Below are 24,947 nucleotides of genomic sequence, written 5' to 3'. Positions count from 1 at the left end.
TAAGCGGGCGGCGCAATCTCGTAAGCGGCATGGCCGCGATTGCGCCGGAGAAGGGCGGAAACGGCGCCGAAACAGCTCGGAAAGCGCCTGGAATCCGATCAAAACCCTGAGAAAAACGCGCGCATTCATCGAATCCCGGCTAGCCGCGCAAATAGTTTGCTAAAATATTTGGCTCTTTGGACCCAACCGTGCTGCCGGCGGCCTGCAAGCCCGCGGCGCAGGCGCGCAATCGATGCTAAAGACGTGATCGCGACATCGCGCAACATCGGAAAGCGGCACGGAGAAGATAACTGATTCGCTCGAATAATTTTAGGACGATTGAAGCCATGGCTAACGTTGTTGAAAACCTCGGCAAGCTCGAACGCCGCGTCACGATTTCCCTGCCGAAGGACGCCGTGCAGAAGGAAGTGGACTCGCGTATCCGTCAACTCGCGAAGAACGTGCGCATGCCGGGTTTCCGCCCGGGCAAGGTGCCGCTCAAGATGGTGACGCAACAGTATTCGGGCCAGGTGGAAGCAGAAGTGCTGAGCGACAAGGTCGGCAAGGAATTCTTCGACATCAGCCGCGCCGAAAACCTGCGCGTCGCCGGTCAGCCGAGCTTCGCGCCGAAGACCGACGCCGTTGAAGGCGACTACGCGTTCGACGCGACGTTCGAGGTGTATCCGGAAGTGAAGCTGGGCGACGTCGCCACCGCAGAAATCGAGCGCACCACGACCACCATCAGCGAAGCGGAAATCGACCGCACGCTGGACATCCTGCGCAAGCAGCGCGTGCACTTCCACGCTCGCGGCGAAGCCGGCGAGCACGGTGACGGCGGCGGCGACACGGCAGCGAAAGAAGGCGATCGCGTGACGGTCGACTTCGTCGGCAAGATCGAAGGTGAAGTGTTCCAGGGTGGCAGCGCGGACGACTTCGCGTTCGTGCTGGGCGAAGGCCGTATGCTGCCGGAATTCGAGAAGGCGGCCACGGGCTTGAAGGTCGGCGAGTCGAAGGAATTCGATCTGGCATTCCCCGAGGACTATCACGGCAAGGAAGTCGCCGGCAAGACCGCGCAATTCACGATCACGATGAAGAAGATCGAGTGGCCGCACCTGCCGGAAATCGACGCTGAATTCGCGAAGTCGCTCGGCATCGAAGACGGTGACCTGACCAAGATGCGCGCTGAGATCAAAGACAATCTCGAACGCGAAGCAAAGCGCCGCACGCAAGCCATCGTCAAGAACCAGGTGATGGACGCGCTCCTGAAGATTTCCGAACTGGACGTGCCGAACGCACTGATCGAACAGGACCAGGAACGCCTCGTTGCGATGGCGCGTCAGGATCTGGAGCAACGCGGCGTGCCGAACGCCAAAGACGCACCGATCCCGGCTGCCATGTTCAAGGAACAGGCTGAGCGCCGTGTGAAGCTGGGCCTCGTGCTGGCCGAACTGGTGAAGGCCAATGAACTGCAGGCGAAGCCGGAGCAGATTCGTGCCGAAGTGGACGAATTCGCGAAAAGCTATGAAGACCCGAAGGAAGTCGTCCGCTGGTATTATTCCAATCAGCAACGCCTTGCCGAAATGGAAGCGTACGTGGTTGAAGCCAACGTCGTCGAATTCGTGCTCAGCAAGGCCAAGGTGACGGACAAGGAAGTAAGCTTCGAAGAACTGGCAAGCGCAACGGCGCAAGCGTAAGCGTCGCTGCAACGGCGTGCCGGCTGTCGGAGCGACGGCCCGCACGCCGTTTTTTTGTGCTGTGAAAGTGTGTCGCGTAGTGCATGGTGTCGCGCACACGTCGCATTGGTCGCGCACTTGAATAAGGGGCCGTCGACCACACCTGTCTAGCATGTAATATTCAGAATATTTCAGACAAGGATCCATTGCATGACCTTTCGCGCTCAAATGCTGGACACGTTGACCTCCCAGTCGTCGCGGGATCTCGAAGCGCAGGCGCTCGGACTGGTGCCGATCGTCGTGGAAACGAGCGGCCGGGGTGAGCGCTCGTATGACATTTATTCGCGTTTGCTGAAGGAACGCATTGTGTTCCTGGTCGGAGAAGTGAACGACCAGACGGCCAATCTCGTTGTCGCGCAGATGCTGTTCCTCGAAAGCGAGAACCCGGACAAGGACATCAGCTTCTACATCAACAGCCCGGGCGGTTCGGTGTCCGCCGGCATGGCGATTTACGATACGATGCAGTTCATCAAGCCAGACGTCTCCACGCTGTGCATGGGCCTCGCGGCCAGCATGGGCGCGTTCTTGCTGGCAGCCGGCGCGAAGGGCAAGCGTTTTGCTCTGCCGAACTCGCGGGTGATGATTCACCAGCCGCTTGGCGGCGCGCGTGGTCAGGCGTCGGACATCGAAATTCAGGCGCGCGAAATCCTGTATTTGAAGGAACGGCTGAATCATCTGCTCGCGCATCACACCGGCCAACCGGTCGAGCGTATCGCTCGCGACACCGACCGCGACAATTTCATGTCCGGCGACGACGCGCAAGCTTACGGTCTGGTTGACCAGGTGGCGCATAAGCGTCCTTGATCTGGTGCGGCCTTGCCCCGAATTGGGGCGAGCCGTCAGCAGATCGATTGTGAAACAATCAAGACTCGTCCGAGCGCCTGCGGCAAACGCCGTCACCTTGGCTCAGCCCCTGCCGCGCCCAAACTGCGAGGCGGGGGCAAACGGCGTATCATGTTATTGAGTGTCCGGAGGCTCACACATCTATGGCGGACAAGAAAGGTTCTAACAGCGAAAAGCTGTTGTATTGCTCGTTTTGCGGTAAGAGCCAGCATGAAGTTAAAAAACTGATTGCCGGCCCGTCGGTGTTCATCTGCGATGAATGTATCGACCTGTGCAACGAAATCATCCGCGATGAGGCTGCAGGTGCGGGCATTGAGGCGGGCTTGTCCAAGTCCGATCTGCCGAGTCCGCAGGAAATCCGTGAAATCCTCGACCAGTATGTGATCGGTCAGGAACGCGCGAAGAAAATTCTCGCGGTGGCGGTGTACAACCACTACAAGCGCCTGAAGCATCTCGACAAGAAGGACGAGATCGAGCTGTCCAAGAGCAACATCCTGCTGATCGGCCCGACCGGTTCCGGCAAGACGTTGCTCGCGCAAACGCTCGCGCGTCTTCTGAACGTCCCGTTCGTGATTGCCGACGCAACCACGCTGACGGAAGCCGGCTACGTCGGCGAAGACGTCGAGAACATCATTCAGAAGCTGCTGCAAAACTGCAATTATGAAGTCGACAAGGCCCAACGCGGCATTGTCTACATCGACGAAATCGACAAGATCAGCCGCAAGTCCGACAACCCGTCTATCACTCGTGACGTTTCGGGTGAGGGCGTGCAACAGGCGTTGCTCAAGCTGGTCGAGGGTACGATGGCGTCGGTGCCGCCCCAGGGTGGTCGTAAGCACCCGAATCAGGACTTCATCCAGGTCGACACCACCAACATTCTGTTCATTTGCGGTGGCGCGTTCGACGGCCTCGAAAAGGTCATCGTCGATCGTACCGAGAAGACCGGTATTGGCTTTGGCGCAAGCGTGAAGAGCAAGCAGGACCGCGACGCCGGCGAAGTGCTGCGCGAAGTGGAGCCGGAAGATCTGATCAAGTTCGGCCTGATTCCCGAACTGATCGGCCGTCTGCCGGTGGTGGCCACGCTCGGCAAGCTCGACGAAGTCGCGTTGATGAAAATTCTCGTCGAACCGAAGAATGCGCTGGTGAAGCAGTACCACAAGCTGTTCAATATGGAGCGCGTCGAGCTCGAAATTCGCCCGGCCGCGTTGCAGGCTGTCGCGCGTAAGGCAATTCGTCGCAAGACGGGTGCTCGTGGTTTGCGCTCCATCCTGGAACAGGCGTTGCTTGATGTGATGTACGACCTGCCGCAGATGAAAGGCGTTAGCAAGGTCATCATCGACGACAACGTTATTGACGGCGACGGCAAACCGCTACTGATCTACGAAGACGCGCCCAAGGTCGCGGGTTCGAACTGATCGGCTTTCGGGTTCTTGCAAAAAAAGCCGTTCATGGCAACGTGAACGGCTTTTTTCGTTTATCGTGTGGTCAGGATGGTTGTTTTCACTATGGAGTCACTGAACCTTCGGAGTCACTGAACTTTTCCCACACGCGGAGGCTTGCAATCTTTTCTGCTGGCCTCACCTATCGAACGAACTGATTCCACTCATGGGGAAATGAAATGTCAGGAACCCAACTCCTTCCGCCGGAACGCATTACGCTCCCGCTGCTCCCGCTGCGTGACGTAGTCGTTTTCCCGCACATGGTGATTCCGCTCTTCGTAGGCCGCCCGAAGTCGATCAAGGCTCTCGAAGCAGCGATGGAAGGCGGCAAGCACATCATGCTCGTCGCCCAGAAAACGGCTGCGAAAGATGAGCCGACCGAAAAGGACATGTACGAAGTAGGGTGCGTCGCTAACATCCTGCAAATGCTGAAGCTGCCTGACGGCACCGTCAAGGTGCTCGTCGAAGGCTTGCAGCGCGCGAAAACGCTTTCCATCGAAGAACAGGAAACGCAGTTCTCGTGCGAAGTCATGCCGCTCGAACCCGACCACGCCGACAGCGCTGAAACCGAAGCGCTGCGCCGCGCGATCGTGTCGCAGTTCGACCAGTATGTGAAGCTGAACAAGAAGATCCCGCCGGAGATCCTGACGTCGCTGTCGGGTATCGACGAGGCCGGGCGTCTGGCCGACACGATCGCGGCGCATCTGCCGCTCAAGCTCGACCAGAAGCAGCACATCCTCGAAATGTTCCCGGTCATTGAGCGGCTCGAGCATCTGCTCGCGCAACTCGAAGCCGAGATCGACATCCTGCAGGTCGAAAAGCGCATCCGTGGGCGTGTGAAACGCCAGATGGAGAAGAGCCAGCGCGAGTACTACCTGAACGAACAGGTCAAGGCGATCCAGAAGGAGCTCGGCGAGGGCGAAGAGGGTGCGGATCTCGAAGAACTCGAGAAGCGCATCACCGCTGCCCGCATGCCGAAGGAAGCCAAGAAGAAGGCCGACGCCGAGCTGAAAAAGCTCAAGCTGATGTCGCCGATGTCGGCTGAAGCGACCGTCGTGCGCAACTACATCGACACGCTGATCGGCTTGCCGTGGCGCAAGAAGAGCAAGGTCAACAACGACCTCTCGAATGCGGAACGCGTGCTCGACGAAGACCACTTCGGTCTTGAGAAAGTGAAGGAACGCATTCTCGAGTATCTCGCGGTCCAGCAACGTGTCGACAAGGTCAAAGCGCCGATCCTGTGCCTCGTTGGGCCTCCGGGTGTCGGTAAGACGTCGCTGGGTCAGTCGATCGCGCGCGCCACGAACCGCAAGTTCGTGCGTATGGCGCTCGGCGGCGTGCGCGACGAAGCCGAGATTCGCGGTCACCGTCGTACGTACATCGGTTCGATGCCCGGCAAGATTCTGCAAAGCCTGACCAAGGTCGGCGTGCGCAATCCGCTCTTCCTGCTCGACGAAGTCGACAAGATGGGTCAGGATTTCCGCGGCGATCCGTCGTCGGCTCTGCTGGAAGTGCTCGATCCGGAACAGAACCATACGTTCGCCGATCACTACGTCGAAGTCGACTTCGATCTGTCGGACGTGATGTTCGTGGCGACGTCGAACTCGCTGAATATTCCGCCGCCGTTGCTCGACCGGATGGAAGTGATCCGTCTGTCGGGTTACACGGAAGACGAGAAGGTCAGCATCGCGCAACGTTATCTTTTGCCCAAGCAGAAGAAGAACAACGGCCTCAAGGATGGTGAGGTCGATGTGACGGAAACCGCGATCCGCGACATCATTCGTTACTACACGCGCGAAGCCGGCGTGCGTTCGCTCGAGCGTGAAATTTCGAAGATCTGCCGCAAGGTCGTGAAGATGCTTCTGCTGAAGAAGGCGGAAGGCGCGGTGAAGGTCGACGGCAGCAACCTCGACACGTTCCTCGGCGTGCGCAAGTACGACTTCGGTCTGGCCGCGAAGGAAAATCAGGTGGGCCAGGTCACGGGTCTCGCGTGGACGGAAGTGGGCGGCGATCTGCTGACCATCGAAGCCGCGGTGATGCCGGGTAAGGGCAATGTGATCCGTACGGGTTCGCTCGGCGACGTGATGAAGGAATCGGTCGAGGCAGCACGTTCGGTGGTCCGTTCGCGCTCGCGTCGTCTCGGCATCAAGGACGAAGCGTTCGAGAAGCAGGACATTCACATCCACGTGCCGGAAGGCGCGACGCCGAAAGACGGTCCGTCTGCCGGTATCGCGATGACGACCGCGCTGGTGTCGGTGTTGACCGGAATTCCGGTGCGCGCCGATGTCGCGATGACGGGCGAAATCACGTTGCGTGGCGAAGTTCTGCCGATCGGCGGCTTGAAGGAAAAACTGTTGGCGGCGCATCGCGGTGGTATCAAGCTGGTGCTGATTCCGGAAGAAAACGTCAAGGACTTGACGGAGATTCCGGACAACGTGAAGAACGCGATCGAAATCGTGCCGGTCCGCTGGGTCGACAAGGTGCTCGAACTGGCGCTCGAACGTGTGCCGTCGGCGTTGCCGGATGAAGAGCCGAAGCCCGCCGCGCCGGTTGCAGCGGAGCCGGGCAAAGACGCCGCAGCAACAGAGGTGGTGAAGCACTAAGACGGTCAGCAACGAAGCTGTTTGCTGCACAGAACCCGCGGTCCACGGCCGCGGGTTTTTTCTTGTCCGCTCGATCTCCGCAAAGCGTCCGCGAGACACGTTTCCCACCTATTGAGCAAAGCCGCAGCGCGTGCGCCGATTGGTTGCATGCACACCGATATACAGCAACATCCGGTTATAGGAAGCCCCCTCCAAAACCGCCCGACTCAGGCTCAACCCCGCTTGACACAAGGGTTTCGGCCAATTCTAATGGGTGCGCCCGGCGTTGCCCGCCGGCCGTGTGATGCCAGGCGCTACAGAGCGCCGTCACGATTGCCATAAACATTCTCGGGGGTTGGAATGAACAAGACGGAATTGATCGATCACATTGCACAGCAAGCCGACATTTCGAAGGCAGCGGCAGGCCGTGCACTCGACGCTGTGATCGGTGGTGTCAAAGGCACGTTGAAGCAGGGCGGTTCGGTGACGTTGGTCGGTTTCGGCACGTTCGCGGTGGGCAAGCGTACCGCGCGCACCGGGCGCAATCCGCGCACCGGTGCCGCCATCAAGATCAAGGCGGCCAAGGTTCCCAAATTTAGGCCTGGCAAAGCTCTGAAGGATGCGCTAAACTAATGGGCTTGCTGCTTGAGGAATATCGATTGGTAGAATCAGGCAGCGGAGCCGGAGCAGGCTGAATCATGAAACGGGTGCTTAGCTCAGTTGGTAGAGCGGCGCCCTTACAAGGCGTAGGTCGGGAGTTCGAGCCTCTCAGCACCCACCAGTTTCGTGATTCATAGTTGTCCAAGATAGTCTGAACAAGTTGTGTGCAGTCTCTGAAACCCGCGTCGCTACTGGCTTCGCGGGTTTTTTGTTGCCTGCGGACAGTCCAGAAACGTCCACGGTCGGCTATTAGAACCCGTACTTTTATCGTTGTATTTTCCGGAGTATGTTGTATCCGTTCTCAGCTCCAGACACGGTATACAACGATGGCTCGATCTCCTCTCCACCAGCTCACCCGGCTCGAGATTGTCAACGCGAAGCCGGCCGTCAAGCCTTACACCTTGTCGGACGGCGGCCGACTCTATGTCTTGGTCAAGCCGGACGGCGCCAAACTCTGGCGCTGGAATTATGATTTTGCGGGAAAAGCCAAGACCATGGCCTTCGGCAGCTGGCCCGAAGTCTCGGAGAAGGAAGCGCGTGCTGCGCATGCAGCCGCACGGGAGTTGTTGCGTCGGGGCGTTGATCCCATGCGGAAGCGACGCGAAGACAAGCGGCGCGCAAGGTTCAACGCAGAGGCCACCTTCGAAGCTGTCGCCAAGGCATGGATCGCCGAGCAGAAGGCGCACTGGTCCGAAGACTATCTCGACAAGATCGAACGACGGCTTGCCAAAAATGTCTATCCTTGGCTCGGCAGGCGGCCAATTGCCGAGATCACTACGCCGGAATATGTCGAGCAGGTGATCCATCGTGCGCGCAATCGCGGCGTCCTCGACACGGCGCGAAGGGTGAGGGAGACCTGCAATTGCGTCTTTCGGCATGCTGTCGAGAACGGGCTTATCAAATCGTCCGAAAATCCGGCAATCGACCCCAAGGTGGGCGGCGTCAGAACGCCACCGGTGCAGCATTACGCCGCCATCATTGACCCAGAATCACTGGGCCAGTTGATGAGGGCAATCCTCTCCTACAAGGGCACCCCGATCGTCCGGGCGGCCTTGCAGTTCGTGCCGCTGGTTTTTCAGAGACCAGGCCAGATAAGAACCGCCCGATGGGAGCAGTTCGACCTCGACAGGGCGCTGTGGATCTGCCCGGCGGCAATGATGAAGGGGAAGTTGGCGCGTAAGCATAGTGGGCCACCGCATTTGGTACCACTGTCGCGCCAGGCGGTGGCAATACTGAGAGACCTGCATCCACTGACCGGCCCGGAAGGCTATGTGTTTCCCAGCCGCAAGGCGGGGTTGCCGATGTCGGACGGGACAATCAATGCGGCCCTGAGGACTATCGGCTATTCGGGCCATGAAATGACTGGACATGGTTTTCGGGCTACCGGCCGGACCCTTATTCGTGAGCGCCTGGGATACGACAAGGAGGTCGTTGAGCGGCAACTAGCGCATGGCAGCGATGAAGAGCTTGGAGACGCATATGATCGAGCCCAATTCTTCGAGCAGCGACGAAAGATGAGCCAGGACTGGGCTGACTATTTGGACCGGTTGGCAAGCGGCGAAGGTCGGGGCGATCGTGCATGGCCGCATATACCGGCGCCGCAGAGAACCTTGTCCGTCGACATACCAACGGCCGGTGCCGAATCCCAGCACTCCACGACTGCATGCTGAATTGCCGCTCATGGTGGAAACTTTGTTGGAGGTCGGCCGCGTCTTCGCCGACCTCTAGCGAGCCTGCTGCCGCATATAGAGGCCGCGGTCTATCGAGTTCGGCCGTCGGCAGTGAAATTCAGAGAGACGGAGGTCTTCGGGTCGCGAATGATTGGCAGTGCAGGTAGTACATTTCCGACCTCGAACTTTCGATGTACTTTTGAATGTACTTGCCTATGCCCAGATTGGGTTGTTCGGAGATAAGCGGTAGTGGACCAAGACTTCATCGCGCGCTATTGATCAATTTGTTCGTTTGGACTCCTTTGGACTTTTTTGAACAATTGTTCGAAGCCCAGGAGAGGACTCTAATGAATGATTTAATGTATTGATTATAAATGAAAAAATGGTATGAATCCGCGCTTGATGTACTAATTAATGTACTATAAGTTCAATGGCTTGATCGGTGGCGCAGGGTGGTGGCCGACTGGCTTAGCGCGTTCTGAACGGTGGTAATTTCACGATGGTGCCAACTGCGGCATCATTTTCCAGTGGTGCTTAAGCGCAACGGATCAGTCGTTGTCGCAGAGCCAGCCGCAGAGCAAACCGTCGTCCGGATGGCTGAATCGTACAGATGGTTTCCGCATGAAAGGCGCAAAAGGCACATTCCTTTAGCAAACGGGTCAAATGCAGGGCGATGACCGCGATCCCCAGAGTGAGGCTTGACGGAACGTCTGCTGTCGACCGGCTGGGTCGTCCATGGGTTGTCGCGTGGGCGTACTGCCGGCGCACCGGGATCCCAGCCGGTCGTCGCGGACCTCACCGCCCCGAATTTGTCGCGGCCTCTACGGCGAATATCAACGTCAACCATGTGTTCTTTACCGCGTGGTCGACAGAAGAGCGAGGAGGAGAACATCCGCGTCAACTGAGCAACGGTTCGCAACTTCCTCGATTCTCTCGGCCGGACATCGAAGCTCGAACATGCGGTGCTGGTGACGGGGGTGAAGCATTACCTTGGCCTGTTCGAAGCCTATGCATCCGGCGCCGTTCCCCATACGCCGTTTCGCGAATCACAGGGCCGCCAGCCAGTCGAAAACTTCTACTACGAGCAGGAGAAAGGAAGACCGGCTCTCCTAGGCTGCAGCGCGCGACGGTTTCGCCCCTGAGCGATGCCCGGACATTGATAGCCAGACACTCACGCGTGTAGTTGTCGACGATCGTGAGCGTGCGCAAACGCCGACCGTCAAACAACGCTCCTGCGACAAAGTCCATGCTCCAGATTTCGTTGACGGTGGGGACTGTCTGCTTTGGCTGTCGCAATCTTGCTGACTTGTTTCGCCGGGGCCGCTTGTGCCGCAACGACAGGCCCTGCTCGCGATACAGCCGGTAGACCCTTTTGTGGTTATCGCGCCAGCCTTCCCGGCGCAGCATCACGTGCACGCGACGGTAGCCCTAGTGCGCACGAGTCTGCGTGATCTCCCTGATGCGTATGCCGAGTGCGCTTGAATCGCTTGCCACGGACTGATAGCTATACACAGAGCGGGACAGCTTCAGTACCCGACAGGCCTGCCGTTGGCTCGCGCCAAAGCGTTGCATCAGATCCGTTGCGAGTTCACGCAGCCGGGAAGGCTTCAGGCTTTTTTTGCCAGCACATCCTGCAACATCGCCTTGTCCAGCGACAGGTCAGCTACAAGCATCTTGAGCTTCGCGTTCTCTTCATCGAGCATGCTTCATGCGCCTGACTTCCGACGGCGACAACACGCCGAACTTCGTACGCCAGTTGTAAAAGGTCACATCGCTGATGCCCATTTTTCGACATACCCCCGCTACCGGTGTACCCAGCTCGGCCGGCTTCAGCGCGTATGCAATCTGCTCGTCGGTACAACTGCTCTTCTTCACGGCATGACCTCCAGGTCACAGTTCCTGAATCATGCCGGATTTTTCCATTTCTGCATGGTCCAGTTTTCCAGGTCAGCCTCACCAATCAGCGGCCCCAACCGATGCAATCGGCCTACGCTTGTCACTGATCGGCGTGAGCGTTTGAAGCCGTGCAGGCTCAACTGCGGCCGTAGCGCTTGCCTGCTTCTTCGAAGCGGCCAACGCACGATGCATCATCGTGTGTGTTGGTTCCATGCTACGCGGCGCCTTCGCCGTTCGGATGTCGCACACCTCCCCGTCGTTCAACCGGAACACCGACACCGCTGTCGTCAATGCTCCGGCCTGGTCCTCGAGCGATTGTGCCGCAGCCGCCGCTTCTTCCACCAGTGCCGCGTTTTGCTGGGTCACTTTGTCCAATTGCGTGACCGCGCGTGCCACCTGTTCAATGCCGCTGCTCTGTTCCTTCGATGCTGCCGCTATTTCACCCATGATGTCCGTGACACGCTGTACAGCGCCGATGATTTCCGACATGGTGCGGCCGGCGTCGCTTACCAGTGTGGTACCTGTCTGGACGCGCGTGACCGACGTCTGGATCAATTCCTTGATTTCCTTTGCCGCTGCAGACGAGCGTTGCGCGAGGCTGCGAACCTCCGCCGCCACGACTGCGAAACCTCGCCCTTGTTCTCCGGCGCGTGCGGCTTCCACCGCGGCGTTCAGCGCCAGGATGTTGGTCTGGAAAGCGATGCCTTCGATGATCGTGATGATGTCGGCGATCTGTGTTGAACTTTGGTTGATATCGCCCATGGTTACGACCACTTGCGACATGACCGTGCTGCCCTTGTTCGCGATATCTGAGGCATGGGCCGCCAGCGAGCTTGCCTGATGGGCGTTTTCCGCGTTTTGCATCACCGTGCCCGTCAGTTCGTCCATGCTCGCCGCTGTCTCCTGCAGCGCTGATGCCTGCTCCTCTGTCCGCGATGACAGGTCGGCATTACCCGCTGCTATCTGCTTTATTCCGGATGCAATGGACTCGCTGCCCGAACGCACCGTGCGCACGGTGGTGACCAGACTTGCCTGCATCCTCGCCAGCCCCGCGAGCAGTTGTCCCATCTCGTCATGCGACGTGACGGTCAACTCGCTGTGAAGGTCGCCAGCGGCGATTGCTTCGAACTGGGTAAGCGCTTCGTCGAGCGGGCGCCCGATCGAACGGCGCAGCGAGAACCACGAGAGCACAGCGGCCGCCAGCCCGAACAGGATCGAGACAATGCTGATGACGCGGAATACACCGTATCCTTCCTGCGAAATCTCGTAGGCGCTCTTTGCGGAATCGAATTGATACTTGTGAAGTGCTTCGCCAAGTGCGGCCAGCTCGTTGAATGCAACCTGCATGGCTTCTGCGATGGCTACGACCTTGTCCGCATCGTTCGCCCTGATGCTGGCGTAACCGTTGTCCATGAGCTTTTGTAGCTCAAGTCGTTTGGCTTCGAAGGACTTCGCCAATTGGTGTTCTGCCGGACCATGGGGCAGCGCAGCGTAGCTCGCCCACTCCTTGTCGGCCTGCGTGCGCATCAACGCGCCGCGTCTAATGGCCATTTCCGCGCCGGGCTTGGCGATAAGTAAGGCTGCACGATCGAAGCTGAGCCGCTCCTGGGCGGCGAACATTTCCGCGTTGCCGGCCGCAATCGCGCTGGGCATCTGGTCCATGAAAAGGCCGCGGGTTGTGTCATTGCCGAGGCTCATTCCCCAGAGTCCCAGTCCGCCGATCGCGATCAACAACAGACCCAGAAGGGCCATGGCGATGCCAAGGCGACCTTTAATCGTCGAAAACATGTTTGTCTCTCTTTGTATCACACCGATATCGAAGCGGTGGTGCGTCGATGCCAGGCGAACCTCACCGAAGCCGACGACGTTCTTCAGTCCAATCCCCTCAACGGCAACCATGAGAGTCACCTGAGCGAATGCTTGAATCGTCTTTATGTGAAGGCCTGCATTCCAGTGCTCCTCCGGGGGGAGTAAATTAATCAATAGTCTAGACATGTGTCAATAGAGACGTCTACGTAGCTGTCAGCATGTTGAGCCCAGGCAAGCGTCAGCGGATCCTGTCCTGAATCTGGCGCTCAGGAGCGTGAGCGTGTTGCCTTCGTGCAACAAGCGACCTTGAGGGGCGTTCGCATCGAACTGGACGTGAGCAGGCTTAACGTCCAGCGGATCTTGCGATTCGAGCTCGGAGGTGGCCGATCCTGATTGCCTTGGACGTTCGCGCTTACTTGCCATGGTCCTGTGGTGATACAAGGCGACCGACGGGGTAGTCCGTTCGTATTCGGAGCGCGTGACTGCTCCACGTTGAATATTCTTCATCGGGGCCGATCGGGTTTTGCCTGCACCGGTGACATCGAAGCATGTAATGTTGCGCTGCAAGATTGACATGTGTCTAGACTATTGATTAGTTTACTCGCCATGACAAGCGAATCCGCTTAAGAACGAGGAGATCCGGATGAAGGCTGCCGTCTGGCAATTTGGAAGAGAACCGGCGATTACCGTGGAAGAGGTCGCGTTACTGCCGCTTCGTCCGCGTGACGTAGTTGTACGCGTTGACGCGTCCAATGTATCTATTTCGGACCACCTTCTGCTGGCATTCGATCCCGGCCAGCTTGGCTGGCCCGCACCGCAGGTGCTCGGGCACGCCGCAGCAGGAACCGTGGAGGGCGTTGGCGACGACGTGCGTCGCGTGAAGGTGGGCGACCGCGTGATCATAACCAGCACGCCAAATTGCGGCGAATGCTATTTCTGCCTGCATGGCCGTCCGGATCAGTGCGCGGCAATGGTGTTTGTGGGACCGGCGCATGCAGCCCTGCCGGATGGAACGCTGATCTACCCGAACGCGAGCGTTGGCAGTTTCGCCGAACTTGCCGTGGTCCCCGAGATTCAGCTCACGTCGGTAAAGACCGACCTGCCGGCAGACCAGCTTTCGCTGCTGGCGAATCCCGTTGGTACGGGTGTGGGTGCAGCCTTGCGCACAGCCCCGATTGCTTCCGGCAGCACGGTTGCAGTCATGGGATGTGGTCCTGTTGGTCTGAGCTATATCCAAGGGGCACGCATCGCAGACGCCGCAAAGATTATTGCAATTGATCCATTGCCGGCGCGGCGAGCCCTGGCGATGAAATTCGGGGCCACGCATACGGTCGATCCGACGGAGGAAGATCCCGTCGAGGCGGTGCTGAATATGTCAACGGATGCCGGTGGCCTGTTGCAGGGCCGGGGTGCCGATTACGTATTCGAATCGGCGGCAGACTCGCTTGCTATCCAGCAGGCATGGGCCATGACAAGAGCAACCGGCCACGTGACCCTGTGCAGTGTCTGCCTTGACATGACCACTGCCCAGGTCACCTTTCCGGCTCTTCCGTTTGCACTGGCGGGTAAGACAGTGCATTCCTGTCAGTACGGATCCCTTGACCAGCGGCGTGATCTACCTTGGCTGATTGGATTGGCCGAGCGAGGGAAGCTCGATCTCGAGGCGATGATCGATCGCCGCTATCCTCTTTCCGGGACTCTGGATGCAATGCTCGATGCGAGTACAAGAAGTGTTATCGGACCGACACTGTTGCCATTCGCCTGACCCGCATTGAATCCCATTTTTATAAGCAAGTACCGATCTCAAGGAGACTATGAAATGCAGGTAGAGCAACAATTGACGATGGCCGAACAATCGCCGATTTCAAGCCGCGAGAGTGACCAACTGATCCCCGATGCGGACACGCTGATTTCAAGGGCAGTGGCGTTGCGCGAGACGATCCGCGCGCAAGCAGCGGAAGCGGAAGTTCTTGGCCGTTACACCCCCGGTATGCACGAAGCCTTCCTGGACGCCGGTTTTTATCATATGCTGACGCCCCGCATGTACGGGGGCTACGAGACCGATCTTCGGACCTTTGCCAAGGTCATTATCGAGGTCGGAAGAGGGGACCCGGGCACTGGCTGGTGTCTCTGTCTCGGCCATGGTCATGCATTGACGACCGCGGCGCGCTGGACCAAAAAGGCACAGGATCACGTTTTCAACAACGATACCGGCTACTTTCGTGCCTCGCACAGTCTGGTGCCAGCCGGCAAGGCGTTTCCCGTTGACGGCGGATACCGGATCCAGGCACGGTCGCCGTACCAGTCCGGGGTGCCCTATTCGACTCATGCAACGGTCAACGTTCAACTGGTCGAGGACAACACAGACCCTGACGCGCCGCCGCGCTTCCTGCAGGTTCTGATCCCCGCCTCGCAATTCGAGATCCTGGATGACTGGGGTGGCGACAAGATCATCGGGATGCGTGCGAGCGGTTCAAATACCGTAGTGGTTGACGACAAGTTCGTGCCCAGCGAATTCGCGATCGAAATCGATTGGCTCGCTGAAGCTGAGCTCTGGGAGTCTGAGGGAACGCGTATTCACCACAACCCGATGTACCTTGGTGTCTCGCAGGGGTTTCTGAACCTTGAACTGGTCAGCTGCGTGGTGGGAGCTGCGCGGGCGGCTGTCGACGAATATACGCGCCTGATGCTGTCGAAGCCGGTTGCGATGCCGCCTTACGGTTCTCGTCGAGTAGACCCCATGTACCAGCGCGACCTCGGCACCGCAGTGCTGAAGACCAATGCCGCGGAAGCTCTGGTACTGCATGCCGCCGAAGTCTACACCGAGCATTGCGCCGATGCGGTGAACGGAGTTCGTGCATTCGACCGCAAAAGTGACATCGAGGTGTTCGGGCTCATGCAGGAAGCCGGAAAAATGGCCTGCGAAGCAGTGGAAACGTTGTTCCGCTCCGCGGGATCCTCCTCGGCGGGTAAAGGCCAGCCGATGCAGCGCTACATGCGGGACGTGCTCATGTATCGCACTCATACCACTGCGCAGTTCGACGTCATGGCACAGCGTGTTGGGGCGGTTCAGATTGGCGAACGCAACTCGGTCTGGTAAGGAGCGTCGCACATGGTACATCGTGGACTCACATCCAAAGTATTCGTCATTACCGGTGGCGCGTCCGGTATCGGACTCGCAACGGTGCGGCGACTGGTCGGTGAAGGCAGCAGGGTAGCGGTCGTCGATCGTTCTGCGCAGGCATTGCAGCAGGTCGTGGGCGAATTCGACCAGAGTCAGGTTATCGGTATTTGCGCTGATGTGGCAGACCCCAGTGATGTCGAACGTTATTTTCAGGCAACTCTCGAACGCTTCGACCGGGTAGACGGCCTCTATAACAATGCGGGGACGACTGGAAAAAATAGTGAGCTGGTTGACCTCCCGCTGGAAGCATTCGAACACGTTCTGCGGGTCAATGTCGTTGGCACGCTACTCGGAATGCAAAGGATGCTCCAGTTAAGTAAGGAGCGGGGCACTCCCGGGGTTGTTCTTAACACAGCGTCGGGGCTGGCCGTACGGGCGGCGGTGCAGCAGGGCGCTTATGCCGCCAGCAAGGCCGCCGTGATCTCGCTCACCCGCACTGCCGCCCTCGAAGCGGCATCTTTGGGTGTACGCGTCAACGTGATAGTGCCGGGCCCTACGGCAACACCGATGCTCATGGCGAACCCTGCAGAGATGATTGAAAGGTTCGAGCAGCTCATGCCCTTCAAACGGTTTGGTGAACCGGACGAAGTGGCTGCGACCGCGGCGTGGCTGTTGAGTGACGAAAGTTCGTTTTGTACAGGTGCGGTGTTTGTCGTTGACGGAGGACAAGGCGCGTAGTGACCTGTTCGTTTGGTCGGTGTGGCATGTGTATTTCGTTTCCCTTGATGTCGTGAGGCTGAGATACAAACGGTGTCCCAGTTCAATCAGGGCGGAGGTGAGGATGGCGGACAGACATCAAAATGACGCTGCCTCGTTCAGGGTTTTACTATCAGAGGAGTGTGAAAAGCCGTGAGGGATTTGACGGGAAAAATTGCCATCGTTACTGGTGGCGCGCGCGGTATTGGTCAGGCCATTATCAGGCGCCTGGCTGAGGATGGCGCAGATATCGTTTGCATCGACATTGGTGCGTCGGATGAGACGTGTTCGATGGTGAAGGCCATAGGCCGCAAGGCGCTTGGCCTTGTCGCAGATGTTTCGTCGCTCGACGAACTCGCGACTGCTGCCGCTGAGGTCGAAAAGCAGTTTGGGCCGGCCCATATTCTGGTGAACAATGCCGGACTACACCCGCATATGACGACCTTCGATAAGCTGACGCCTGAACTCTGGCGCAAGACGATGTCCGTGAACTTCGACTCGATGTTTTACGCTGCGAAGTGCTTCGTGCCGCAGATGCAGCGAAATCGATGGGGACGGGTTGTCAACATGTCGTCATCCGTGGTCAATGTGGCTCCCCCGGGGGGCATTCACTACGTTGCCTCGAAGGCTGGCGTTCTTGGTCTGACCCGTGGCCTCGCGCGGGAACTCGGTGAGTACAACATTACAGTTAATGCCATCGCACCGAGCATTGTCGAAACGCCGGGCTTCGAGGCCATGGGCCTGTCTCAGGAAATGCTCGATGCTGTCGTTGCGCAACAGTCCATCAAGACGTTGACACAGGTAAGCGACCTGACGGGAACGGTCGCCTTCCTGTGCTCGGAGGATGCCCGGCTATACACAGGTCAACACGTCCATATCGACGGCGGCATCGTGTTTGGAGATTGACGGGCATTACCAGTAGCTCACGGTAAGCGAGGAAATACCTTGCAGTTACCCTTTTGCCAGGTTTGGAGACCGAGGTGCGGGTGATTGTAGGGGAAGGAGACCGCAGCAAAATACCTGGCAATAGAAAATCGCGGCGACTATCGCTGCAGCTGCGACAAAATATAAATCTGGAGGAGCACGTGATTAACGAGAAAGGCCGGACCCTGCGACGCAGGCTGTCCGCGATGGCGTACATTCTTTTTTCCGCGGGGTCGTTATTTGCAGCCCAGTCGGCGCGCGCCGATGGTCCGCTTGCAGGTGTCGCGAAGCAGCTTGAGGATGCAGGCGTGACACCAAGCCTGTTTACATGGAACATATACACCAACAACCTGGCAGTCGGGCCACGTACGTACCAGTCGAGTCTTTCCACCAACGTCGCGGCTGGAGCCGATTTCGATCTCAACAAGCTCATTGGCATCCCAGGGGGGACGTTCCATTTTCAATATATTTTCTTTCCCGCCAACCGCAACACCGATGCGACCGCTCCCGACGGGGGATACTTCGGCGCGGCCGGTGGATATTATGCGGGCCAGCAACAGAGCGACATCTCAAAAGGATACCTGTCCAATTTCAGCTATGAGCAGAAGTTATTCCACAACGTCGTCGACGTTACAGTAGGGCGGTTCAGTGGAGGTGTGGAGTTCTATCACAAAGGTTCGCTCGACTGTCTTCTCAAGGTCGATTGCCTGGATCCGGTCTTTGAGAAGTCGAGCGGCACATTGCCTCCGCCATACGGTAGCTGGGCCGGTATGATCCGGCTGAATCCTACTGACCGGTACTACGCCAAGGCGGCCGTATTCCAGCTCGATCTCAACCAGTACCTTGATAAAGGGAACGGCTTTGATTGGAGCTTTCATCACAGCCTTGCCTCCAGTCTTGATCTCGAACTCGGGTACGAAACGAATTTCTCTCAGGATCGATACCCTGCGCACTACTGGGCCACGCTATTTAGGAATACATATGCTTTGACCTCGGACGATGGAAGCGGCGACCATGCGAATGGAACAAACGGCTTTATGCTCAATGGCCGGAAGACGATCTGGCGGGCTGATGGCGGTACGGGGGATTCGCCGTTTCCGGAGTCCATCGTGCTTTTTGGTTCGTACAGCGCTGTGATCGCTCCAGACACGGTATTGAGCCTGGAGCAGCGTCCGTACAAGCATTCAGGAGAAATTGGAGTGAGCTATATCGGACCTTTCGGGCGTCCGCGCGACGTTGCCTCGATCGCCTTGTCAACGAGCTCGCTTTCTGACCGTTACTACAATTTCGTTAAACGTCTGGTTCCCGATGCAAAGCAAACGAGCTACGCGATACGAGGAAAGTACGACGTGATGCTTCCGCACGGGTTCTTCATCGAACCCGGCTTCTCGTACATCTTCAATCCCGACGATACGGCGAATGCATACGGAATTTTTCGTCCGTCCGCGACGCATCAGCTCCGCGACGGGTGGACGGTCCGCGTAATGATTGGATGGAATATCGGTCAGGCGCTGGGCTTCTGATCTGATAAGTCCTGACTGCACTCGAGGAATTTGGACATGAAAATAGATACGGTACTTCCAATGGCAAGGCAGGATTCCAGGACCCCACGCACCACCGGGGGATGGATCAGGGTACTCATCATTCTTTTGCTTTTGACTGAGCAGACTGGACTGGCCACGGCGCTTTTTGCCTCGGCACTGCCACAACTCGGTGCATCGTTCCGCACGCCGCACGTCGTCTGGGTGCTCTCGATGACGACCCTGGTCGGGGCCATTGTGACACCGCTTGCTGGACGTCTCGCCGATCTCTACGGGAAAAAAAGGATTCTGGTCGCACTGTCGGTTTTCGCGACGCTTGGATCAATTGTGAGTGCTACTGCGGGTTCATGGTATGCGATGCTGGCCGGGCGAGCGCTCAGCGGCACATCAATGGCCTTTCTGCCACTGGCTTACGCACTGATTCAGGATATTTTCCCCGAGCGGATGAAGGCTACCGCGATATCCATTTCGAGCAACGGGCTGGGTCTCATTACGGTCATCGGGCCCTTGATCGCTGGGGAAATGATCGACCGTCTCGGTGTGATGTCCATCTTCTGGCCAATGGTCGTCCTGTCATTGGCTGGCATGATCCTGATGATGCTGTTTGTGCCGGAGACGACGCTCCGCGCTTCGGGCCGTGTCGACTGGGTCGGTGCGATCCTCCTTGGCGCAGGTCTTGCTGCAGTTCTTTACGCCCTTGACATGGGCATGTCGTGGGGTTGGGCGAGTAGCAGGACCATCATCTACGTCGTGAGTGGGCTGGCGCTGGTACTGGTCTGGATCTTGTGGGAAAAGGCGTTCCCGGCACCGCTTGTGGACGTTCGGGTTCTGGGCAACGGGGTCGTGCTAAAGATCATTCTTGCCGCTGCAGCGGCAATGACTGTGATCCCGGGGATTGCCAGCATCTATCCGCTCATGCTGATGACACCGTCGGCACTCGGTGTGGGCTACGGGTTGGGAACGAGTGCGACGGACGTTGCCTTCCATACGCTGCTTGGCGGCTCGCTCCTTATGCTGGGTGGATTGTACGTTGGAGTCACCGCCCGGCGTGTCCATCCGGGTACGCATATCGCTACAGGCGGGCTGTTCCTGGTTGGTGCTTCTGTGTTCTTCGCATATATGCATTCCCAGTCATGGCACTACGTCGTCGCATATGGGTTGATGGGCCTCGGAGGGATGATTCTCGCCGCCTGTCCGATTCTCATCGTTACCACGGTGCCCGCTGATTTCAGGGCTGTTTGCGCCGCCATGCTTGGTGCGACCACGGCAGTCGCTGGAACGGTGGGGACGCAGCTTACATTTGCAATAGCTGGTACACAGATGGTGTCGTTTTCCCGAGGACTCCCTGTCTATCACAGCTCGGCCTTCACCGCGGCGTTCCTGGTGTTGGCGGTCATCGCCGTTCTGGCTGTTGCCGCGGGACTGTCGCTGCGCCGGCTGTCACTGATGCCCGGGGAGGTTGCCGCACAGTGCTGATGATGCAGTAATGCGCACGGTTGCCGGTCGGGGTGGCGCTTGCTGAACCGGCCGGTCTCGTTGACTATCGGCGTTCCTTTCGCTCATCATCAGCCTCGGGCTTGAGGCACCGCCACCAGATATCTGTCAGAGCGTCGATGAGGACCGAGCGACCTTGAGGAAGTTCTCCCCGATTCAGGATAAAGCACATCCGGTCCAGTTGCAGTAGCAACATGCCCATCCTCATGCGTGCCAGCGGGAGTTCCCTGGTGCTGAAGCGGCTCAGATAGTTTGGCATGGCGTTGACCGCCTGGACATTCAGTTCGACCCACGGGCCTGTCATTTGCGGGTCGAGGGCCAGTACTTGGGCGGTAAGCTCGACCATATCCGCCGACTTTTCCCAGTATGACACTGCCTTATCGATCCATTTCCGTAGAGCGCTTCGCGTTGGATAGGCGCCGAGCGCGTCGAAGTCGGCAATTATTTTAAGAATGTCTTTATCGATTGATGTATGCCAGATCTCGACCAGCACTTCGACCTTGTTGGTGAAGTGAATATAGTAAGTCGCGCGACTGACCCCCGCCCGGCGGGCGATGCCTTCAATGGATGCAGTTTCGTAGCCAACCTCCAGAAACTCTGCCTTTGCGGCCGCGGCTATCCTGGCTCGTGTTTTCTGACGTGGAGTCTCAGCGGTTCGGCGGTTGGCGGGCTTGGGTGAGATGGGCGAAGAGCTCATGAATTGTATTAAAAATGCGCAGTGTCGATCGGCGGAAGGATCGCACGTTGACGGGTGTCTGACAAGGTGTCGGACACCCGTCTTGCAATAGTGGTGGCCTCCGCTCAGGTTTGGAGCCGGGACGTTTCGGAGAGTGCGTGCCACGCCCGGTCGTGATAGATCAGCGGGCTCGCCGCATCACCGGACTGGTTCTCATGGGTGGCGCTGATTTCCGATGCGCGTACCGCGACAAGCGTTGATCCGTGAATGTTCATTTGGTCGATGATCGTTCCGCGGATCCATACGGGCGCATCGACGAGCACCGGTTCTCCAGACGGAAGCCGTTTCCATTTTGACGTGTCGGAAAAACGGTCCGTCCCGCTGGTGGAGCACAGGCGTGCGATGTCCAGTTGTTCCGCCTGCAGCAGGTGTACGACCAGGGACTTCGCTGCCTTGATGTGAGTAGCGCTTGCTGAGTCAGCGGACAACGAAAACGCAAGCACCGGGGGATCCGCGCTGACCGAGATGACGGATGTAGCGGTCAAGGCGACCGGCCCTTGCTTGCCCTCTGCCGTGATTATCGCAACTCCCGCTGCGTGGCGGCGGAAGGCGCCCTTGAACAGTTCACGCATTGCCGGCTCAGCCGCCCGGACAGCATTGCAGGGCGTCGGATGATTGGGAACACCGTTCACCGTACTCATGTTGAATCTCCTCCGATGTGATGTCGTCGCCACGGACCTGGGGTGGATCGACAAATTAAAAAATATACAATCGACTAGACACTTGTCTATTATGGCATGTGTGGGCGGCACGATGCCAGAGCTCGATTGATGACTCCCCTCGAGATATCTCTGCGAGACCGTTTTGTTGCAGCGCATGATTGACATGTGTCTAGACGAACGATTAATTTATACAAAACGGAGGAGCATTTCGGAATGCAGGCGTTCACATATGAGGCATTGCCCGCTCGGGTTGTTTTTGGGGCCGACACACGTCACGGTATAGGTGATGAACTGGCCCGACTGGATTGTCATCGCGCGTTGGTACTGACGACCGCAGCACAACGTCAGATCGGCGAAAACGTCAGGAGCTCTCTGGGTGAGCAGTGTGTGGGTCTGTTCAGCGAAGCGGCAATGCATACGCCAACGGACATTACCGAGGCGGCGGTAAAAGTCGCTCGCGACCTGGGTGCGGATTCCGTCGTCGCCGTGGGAGGGGGGTCTACCATCGGTTTGGGTAAGGCGATTGCCTTCCACACCGATCTGCCGCAAATCGTCGTCCCCACCACGTATGCCGGATCGGAGGCGACCCCCATCCTCGGCCAGACCGAAAACGGACTGAAGACCACGCAGCGCTCTCTCCGGGTTCTACCGGAGGTCGTCGTCTATGACGTCGATTTGACGCTCATGCTCCCGGTCGGGATCTCGGTGACTTCGGGGCTTAATGCCATTGCTCATGCCGTGGAAGCGCTGTATGCCCGGGACGCCAATCCAGTGATCTCCATGCTTGCGGAAAAGGGAATCGCGGCACTCGTACGAGCACTGCCAGCAATCTGCGCAGCGCCTGAAGATCGCGAGGCCCGATCTGATGCGTTGTTCGGCGCGTGGGCCTGCGGTACCTGTCTGGGGGCGGTCGGTATGTCACTGCACCACAAGTTGTGCCACACGTTGGGTGGCACGTTCAACCTTCCGCATGCGGAAACACATGCGGTCCTGCTTCCCCACGTGATCGCATACAACAGGGATTACGCGCCAGAGGCACTCTCGATCGTAGCGCGTGTATTGGGCGTCAGCGATCCAGCGGCAGGTATGTTCGATTTCGCAAAGCGTCTGGGTGCGCCGACGCAGCTTGCCGCGCTCGGGATGAAGGAGAGCGACATAGGGGAGGCCGTTGCCATTGCGTCGCGTGCCGCGTACTGGAACCCGGGGCCAATCGAAGCGGACAGGATCAACCGCCTGCTGCACGATGCCTTTTCAGGACAGCGTCCCATTTCACAACCGTCCGTGTCCGCGGGCGGACTATCAACCACCAATGAAGCTTGACAATCCAGTAAGGAGGAAACGATGGAACCCAATCCGCATATCCTTAAGCATCACCACATTACATTGAACGTCGGCGTGGCACAGGATGACTACGACTTTCACACGAAAATTCTGGGGCTAAAGAGCGTCAAGAAAACAGCGCTCTACGACGGTGATGAGCCGATTTATCATCTGTACTACGGCAATGACTTCGGAGAGGAAAGCACGCTGATCACCTGCTTTCCCATGCGTCAGTCCGGTCGTAAGGCAACGCGCGGCACCGGTCAGATCAAGACGCTTGCACTGTCTGTGCCGGCGTCATCCCTGAGTTTCTGGGAACGCCATCTGCGCGAGCACGGTCATGACGTGAAGCGCAGTGAGCGTTTCGGCGAAGCACTGCTGAGCCTGGCCCATCCTTGTGGTATCCAGTACGAGCTCGTTGCGATTGATGATGACGACCGCAAGCCGTACTCAAACGGGATTATTCCGGCCGAGTTTGGCATTCGTGGTACGCATGGGATCACTGTTTCTGTACGCGATCTCGAGATGTCCGACGAATTCATGCAGGTCGGCTGGAGCGGGAAAAACCGACGTACGGATGGGGCGTTCACACGTTACGAGGTTGGTGCGGGCGGGACCGGAACGATTATCGAGTTCGAGCACGAGCCAGATGTGCCACAGGGTTCGTGGGCATACGGAGAGGGCGTCACTCACCACTGCGCATTCCAGGTCGCGGACCTCGACGTGCAGAAGAACGTAAAGTTCCGTCTCGAGGGGCTTGGCTATACTGATACCTCGGACCGTAAGGACCGCGGCTACTTTGATTCCGTGTACGTCCGTACCCCGGGCGGTGCGCTCTTCGAGGCAACGGTGTCTAAGCCGCAGGGGTTCCTCGTTGACGAGCCCTACGAGCGACTTGGCAGCGAATTGCAGATTCCGCCAGTCTTCCAGAGCCGCAAGGACAGCATCAAGTCCCACCTCGAGCCGCTTCTCTACTGATGAGCCAGAACAGTCATCTCCAGACCCCGCCAATCTGGCGGGGGGCGGTTGCCGACGGCGCCGGAATTGCCGGTATCCTGGTGCACGGCCGTACGCTGACGCCGGATTTCATGTTCGAGCAGGCGGAGCGCCTCCGCATGGAGCACATTGCCTGGTGTGCGCTGGCTGCACACGGAAATAGCTGGTATCCCGGCAAGTTCATGGATCCGGTCGAAGAGAATCAGCCGATGCTCGATCACGCCCTCGCGTGCGTAGATCATGCGATCAGACAGGCCTTGGCGAAAGGCTACACCCACGACCGCATTGCACTCGTCGGTTTTTCGCAGGGAGCCTGCCTGCTAAGCGAGTACATGTTCAGGAATCCAGCGCGCTGGCGTGCGTTAATCGCGTGGACGGGTGGGTTGATCGGACCGGCTGAGATGCAGTGGCCGGTTCGCGCCGACCAGTTGAAGGGGGTCCCAGTGCTGCTCAGTAATGGCGATGCTGACCCGTGGGTGCCGCTGTCGCGCTCCCGGGAAACTGCCAATGTCTTTCGCGGCATGGGTGCTCTTGTCTCCGAGCGAGTTTATCCCGCTCGCGACCACGGCATCAGTGACGATGAGATCGGGCAGGCCCGCGTTTTACTCGGAGACTAGGCGATCGTGGGCTGCGGTCCGGGTAGTCGGCCTCGCCGTTCGGCACGCCCGGACCGTTTGAACGTCAGAACTGGCCTTGGTGGCGAGGCCGGCCCGATGCAGTCAAGATTTCAGGCAGGTCGTTGCAGCGGCGCCAACACGATGGTCGGACTTGGCACAGGTGCCC

18 protein-coding genes, 1 tRNA gene and 2 pseudogenes are annotated in these 24,947 nt (G+C 58.3%); 17 read left to right on the top strand and 4 right to left on the bottom strand.

Features of this window, described 5'->3' with window-relative positions; all coding sequences use genetic code 11:
• Window positions 1-326 precede the first annotated feature (326 nt).
• From tig to NE850_RS20550, 8 genes and pseudogenes are all read left to right on the top strand, one after another.
• Window positions 327-1,673 (top strand): trigger factor, encoded by a 1,347-nt coding sequence (tig, locus tag NE850_RS20585; RefSeq protein WP_310699352.1) that lies wholly within the window; start codon window positions 327-329, stop codon window positions 1,671-1,673.
• 189 nt (window positions 1,674-1,862) lie between these two features.
• Window positions 1,863-2,516, top strand: coding sequence for an ATP-dependent Clp endopeptidase proteolytic subunit ClpP (gene clpP / locus NE850_RS20580; RefSeq protein WP_007182010.1), 654 nt, complete (start codon window positions 1,863-1,865; stop codon window positions 2,514-2,516).
• 182 nt (window positions 2,517-2,698) lie between these two features.
• Window positions 2,699-3,970, top strand: a complete 1,272-nt coding sequence (clpX, locus tag NE850_RS20575) for an ATP-dependent Clp protease ATP-binding subunit ClpX (RefSeq protein WP_007182009.1) — start codon at window positions 2,699-2,701, stop codon at window positions 3,968-3,970.
• A 203-nt stretch (window positions 3,971-4,173) separates the two neighbouring features.
• The gene (lon, locus tag NE850_RS20570) at window positions 4,174-6,597 is read left to right on the top strand and encodes an endopeptidase La (RefSeq protein ID WP_007182008.1); all 2,424 of its coding nucleotides are present in this window, start codon (window positions 4,174-4,176) and stop codon (window positions 6,595-6,597) included.
• Window positions 6,598-6,936: 339 nt separating this feature from the next.
• Window positions 6,937-7,209, top strand: a complete 273-nt coding sequence (locus NE850_RS20565; RefSeq protein WP_007182007.1) for an HU family DNA-binding protein — start codon at window positions 6,937-6,939, stop codon at window positions 7,207-7,209.
• Between the two features lie 72 nt (window positions 7,210-7,281).
• Window positions 7,282-7,357 (top strand) — tRNA-Val (locus tag NE850_RS20560).
• Window positions 7,358-7,562: 205 nt separating this feature from the next.
• Window positions 7,563-8,906 (top strand): phage integrase central domain-containing protein, encoded by a 1,344-nt coding sequence (locus NE850_RS20555; RefSeq protein ID WP_310699351.1) that lies wholly within the window; start codon window positions 7,563-7,565, stop codon window positions 8,904-8,906.
• 698 nt (window positions 8,907-9,604) lie between these two features.
• Window positions 9,605-10,016, top strand: a pseudogene (locus tag NE850_RS20550) (NAD-dependent dehydratase); the annotation flags it as partial.
• A 15-nt stretch (window positions 10,017-10,031) separates the two neighbouring features.
• Here the strand turns inward: NE850_RS20550 and NE850_RS20545 are convergent.
• Window positions 10,032-10,781, bottom strand: a pseudogene (locus NE850_RS20545) (transposase); the annotation flags it as partial.
• A gap of 78 nt (window positions 10,782-10,859) precedes the next feature.
• Complete coding sequence (locus tag NE850_RS20540; RefSeq protein ID WP_310699376.1) at window positions 10,860-12,590, bottom strand: methyl-accepting chemotaxis protein; 1,731 nt, start codon at window positions 12,588-12,590, stop codon at window positions 10,860-10,862.
• 664 nt (window positions 12,591-13,254) lie between these two features.
• Between NE850_RS20540 and NE850_RS20535 the strand changes: the two genes are divergently transcribed.
• The 6 genes from NE850_RS20535 to NE850_RS20510 all read left to right on the top strand — a co-directional run bounded on the left by NE850_RS20535 (window position 13,255) and on the right by NE850_RS20510 (window position 20,432).
• Window positions 13,255-14,376 (top strand): alcohol dehydrogenase catalytic domain-containing protein, encoded by a 1,122-nt coding sequence (locus NE850_RS20535; RefSeq protein ID WP_310699350.1) that lies wholly within the window; start codon window positions 13,255-13,257, stop codon window positions 14,374-14,376.
• 54 nt (window positions 14,377-14,430) lie between these two features.
• Entirely contained in the window at window positions 14,431-15,711 is a 1,281-nt protein-coding gene (locus NE850_RS20530; RefSeq protein WP_310699349.1) for an acyl-CoA dehydrogenase family protein, read from the top strand.
• A 12-nt stretch (window positions 15,712-15,723) separates the two neighbouring features.
• Window positions 15,724-16,473, top strand: a complete 750-nt coding sequence (locus NE850_RS20525; RefSeq protein ID WP_310699348.1) for an SDR family oxidoreductase — start codon at window positions 15,724-15,726, stop codon at window positions 16,471-16,473.
• 171 nt (window positions 16,474-16,644) lie between these two features.
• The gene (locus NE850_RS20520) at window positions 16,645-17,397 is read left to right on the top strand and encodes an SDR family NAD(P)-dependent oxidoreductase (RefSeq protein WP_310699347.1); all 753 of its coding nucleotides are present in this window, start codon (window positions 16,645-16,647) and stop codon (window positions 17,395-17,397) included.
• Between the two features lie 179 nt (window positions 17,398-17,576).
• Window positions 17,577-18,938: a carbohydrate porin gene (locus NE850_RS20515; protein WP_310699346.1), complete on the top strand. Its 1,362-nt coding sequence runs from the start codon at window positions 17,577-17,579 to the stop codon at window positions 18,936-18,938.
• Window positions 18,939-18,974: 36 nt separating this feature from the next.
• Window positions 18,975-20,432, top strand: coding sequence for an MFS transporter (locus NE850_RS20510; protein WP_310699345.1), 1,458 nt, complete (start codon window positions 18,975-18,977; stop codon window positions 20,430-20,432).
• 64 nt (window positions 20,433-20,496) lie between these two features.
• Here the strand turns inward: NE850_RS20510 and NE850_RS20505 are convergent, their stop codons facing one another.
• Together NE850_RS20505 and NE850_RS20500 are read right to left on the bottom strand one after the other, a co-directional pair.
• Entirely contained in the window at window positions 20,497-21,147 is a 651-nt protein-coding gene (locus tag NE850_RS20505; RefSeq protein WP_310699344.1) for a helix-turn-helix domain-containing protein, read from the bottom strand.
• 104 nt (window positions 21,148-21,251) lie between these two features.
• Window positions 21,252-21,827 carry a flavin reductase family protein gene (locus NE850_RS20500; RefSeq protein WP_310699343.1) on the bottom strand — a complete coding sequence of 192 codons (576 nt, stop codon included), beginning with the start codon at window positions 21,825-21,827 and terminating at the stop codon, window positions 21,252-21,254.
• A gap of 234 nt (window positions 21,828-22,061) precedes the next feature.
• Between NE850_RS20500 and NE850_RS20495 the strand changes: the two genes are divergently transcribed.
• From NE850_RS20495 to NE850_RS20485, 3 genes are read left to right on the top strand one after another with little or no spacing between them, the layout of a single operon-like run.
• Window positions 22,062-23,168: a maleylacetate reductase gene (locus tag NE850_RS20495; RefSeq protein ID WP_310699342.1), complete on the top strand. Its 1,107-nt coding sequence runs from the start codon at window positions 22,062-22,064 to the stop codon at window positions 23,166-23,168.
• Window positions 23,169-23,189: 21 nt separating this feature from the next.
• A complete protein-coding gene (locus tag NE850_RS20490) occupies window positions 23,190-24,146 on the top strand; it encodes a VOC family protein (RefSeq protein WP_310699341.1) in 957 nt (318 codons plus the stop codon).
• Window positions 24,146-24,781, top strand: a complete 636-nt coding sequence (locus NE850_RS20485; RefSeq protein WP_310699340.1) for a dienelactone hydrolase family protein — start codon at window positions 24,146-24,148, stop codon at window positions 24,779-24,781. The genes NE850_RS20490 and NE850_RS20485 overlap by 1 nt, the downstream gene beginning before the upstream one ends.
• Window positions 24,782-24,947: the final 166 nt, after the last annotated feature.

Origin of the sequence: Paraburkholderia sp. USG1 (assembly GCF_031570135.1) — a bacterium.
Lineage (GTDB): Bacteria > Pseudomonadota > Gammaproteobacteria > Burkholderiales > Burkholderiaceae > Paraburkholderia > Paraburkholderia dioscoreae.
This window is presented reverse-complemented; position numbering and strand designations above follow the sequence as displayed.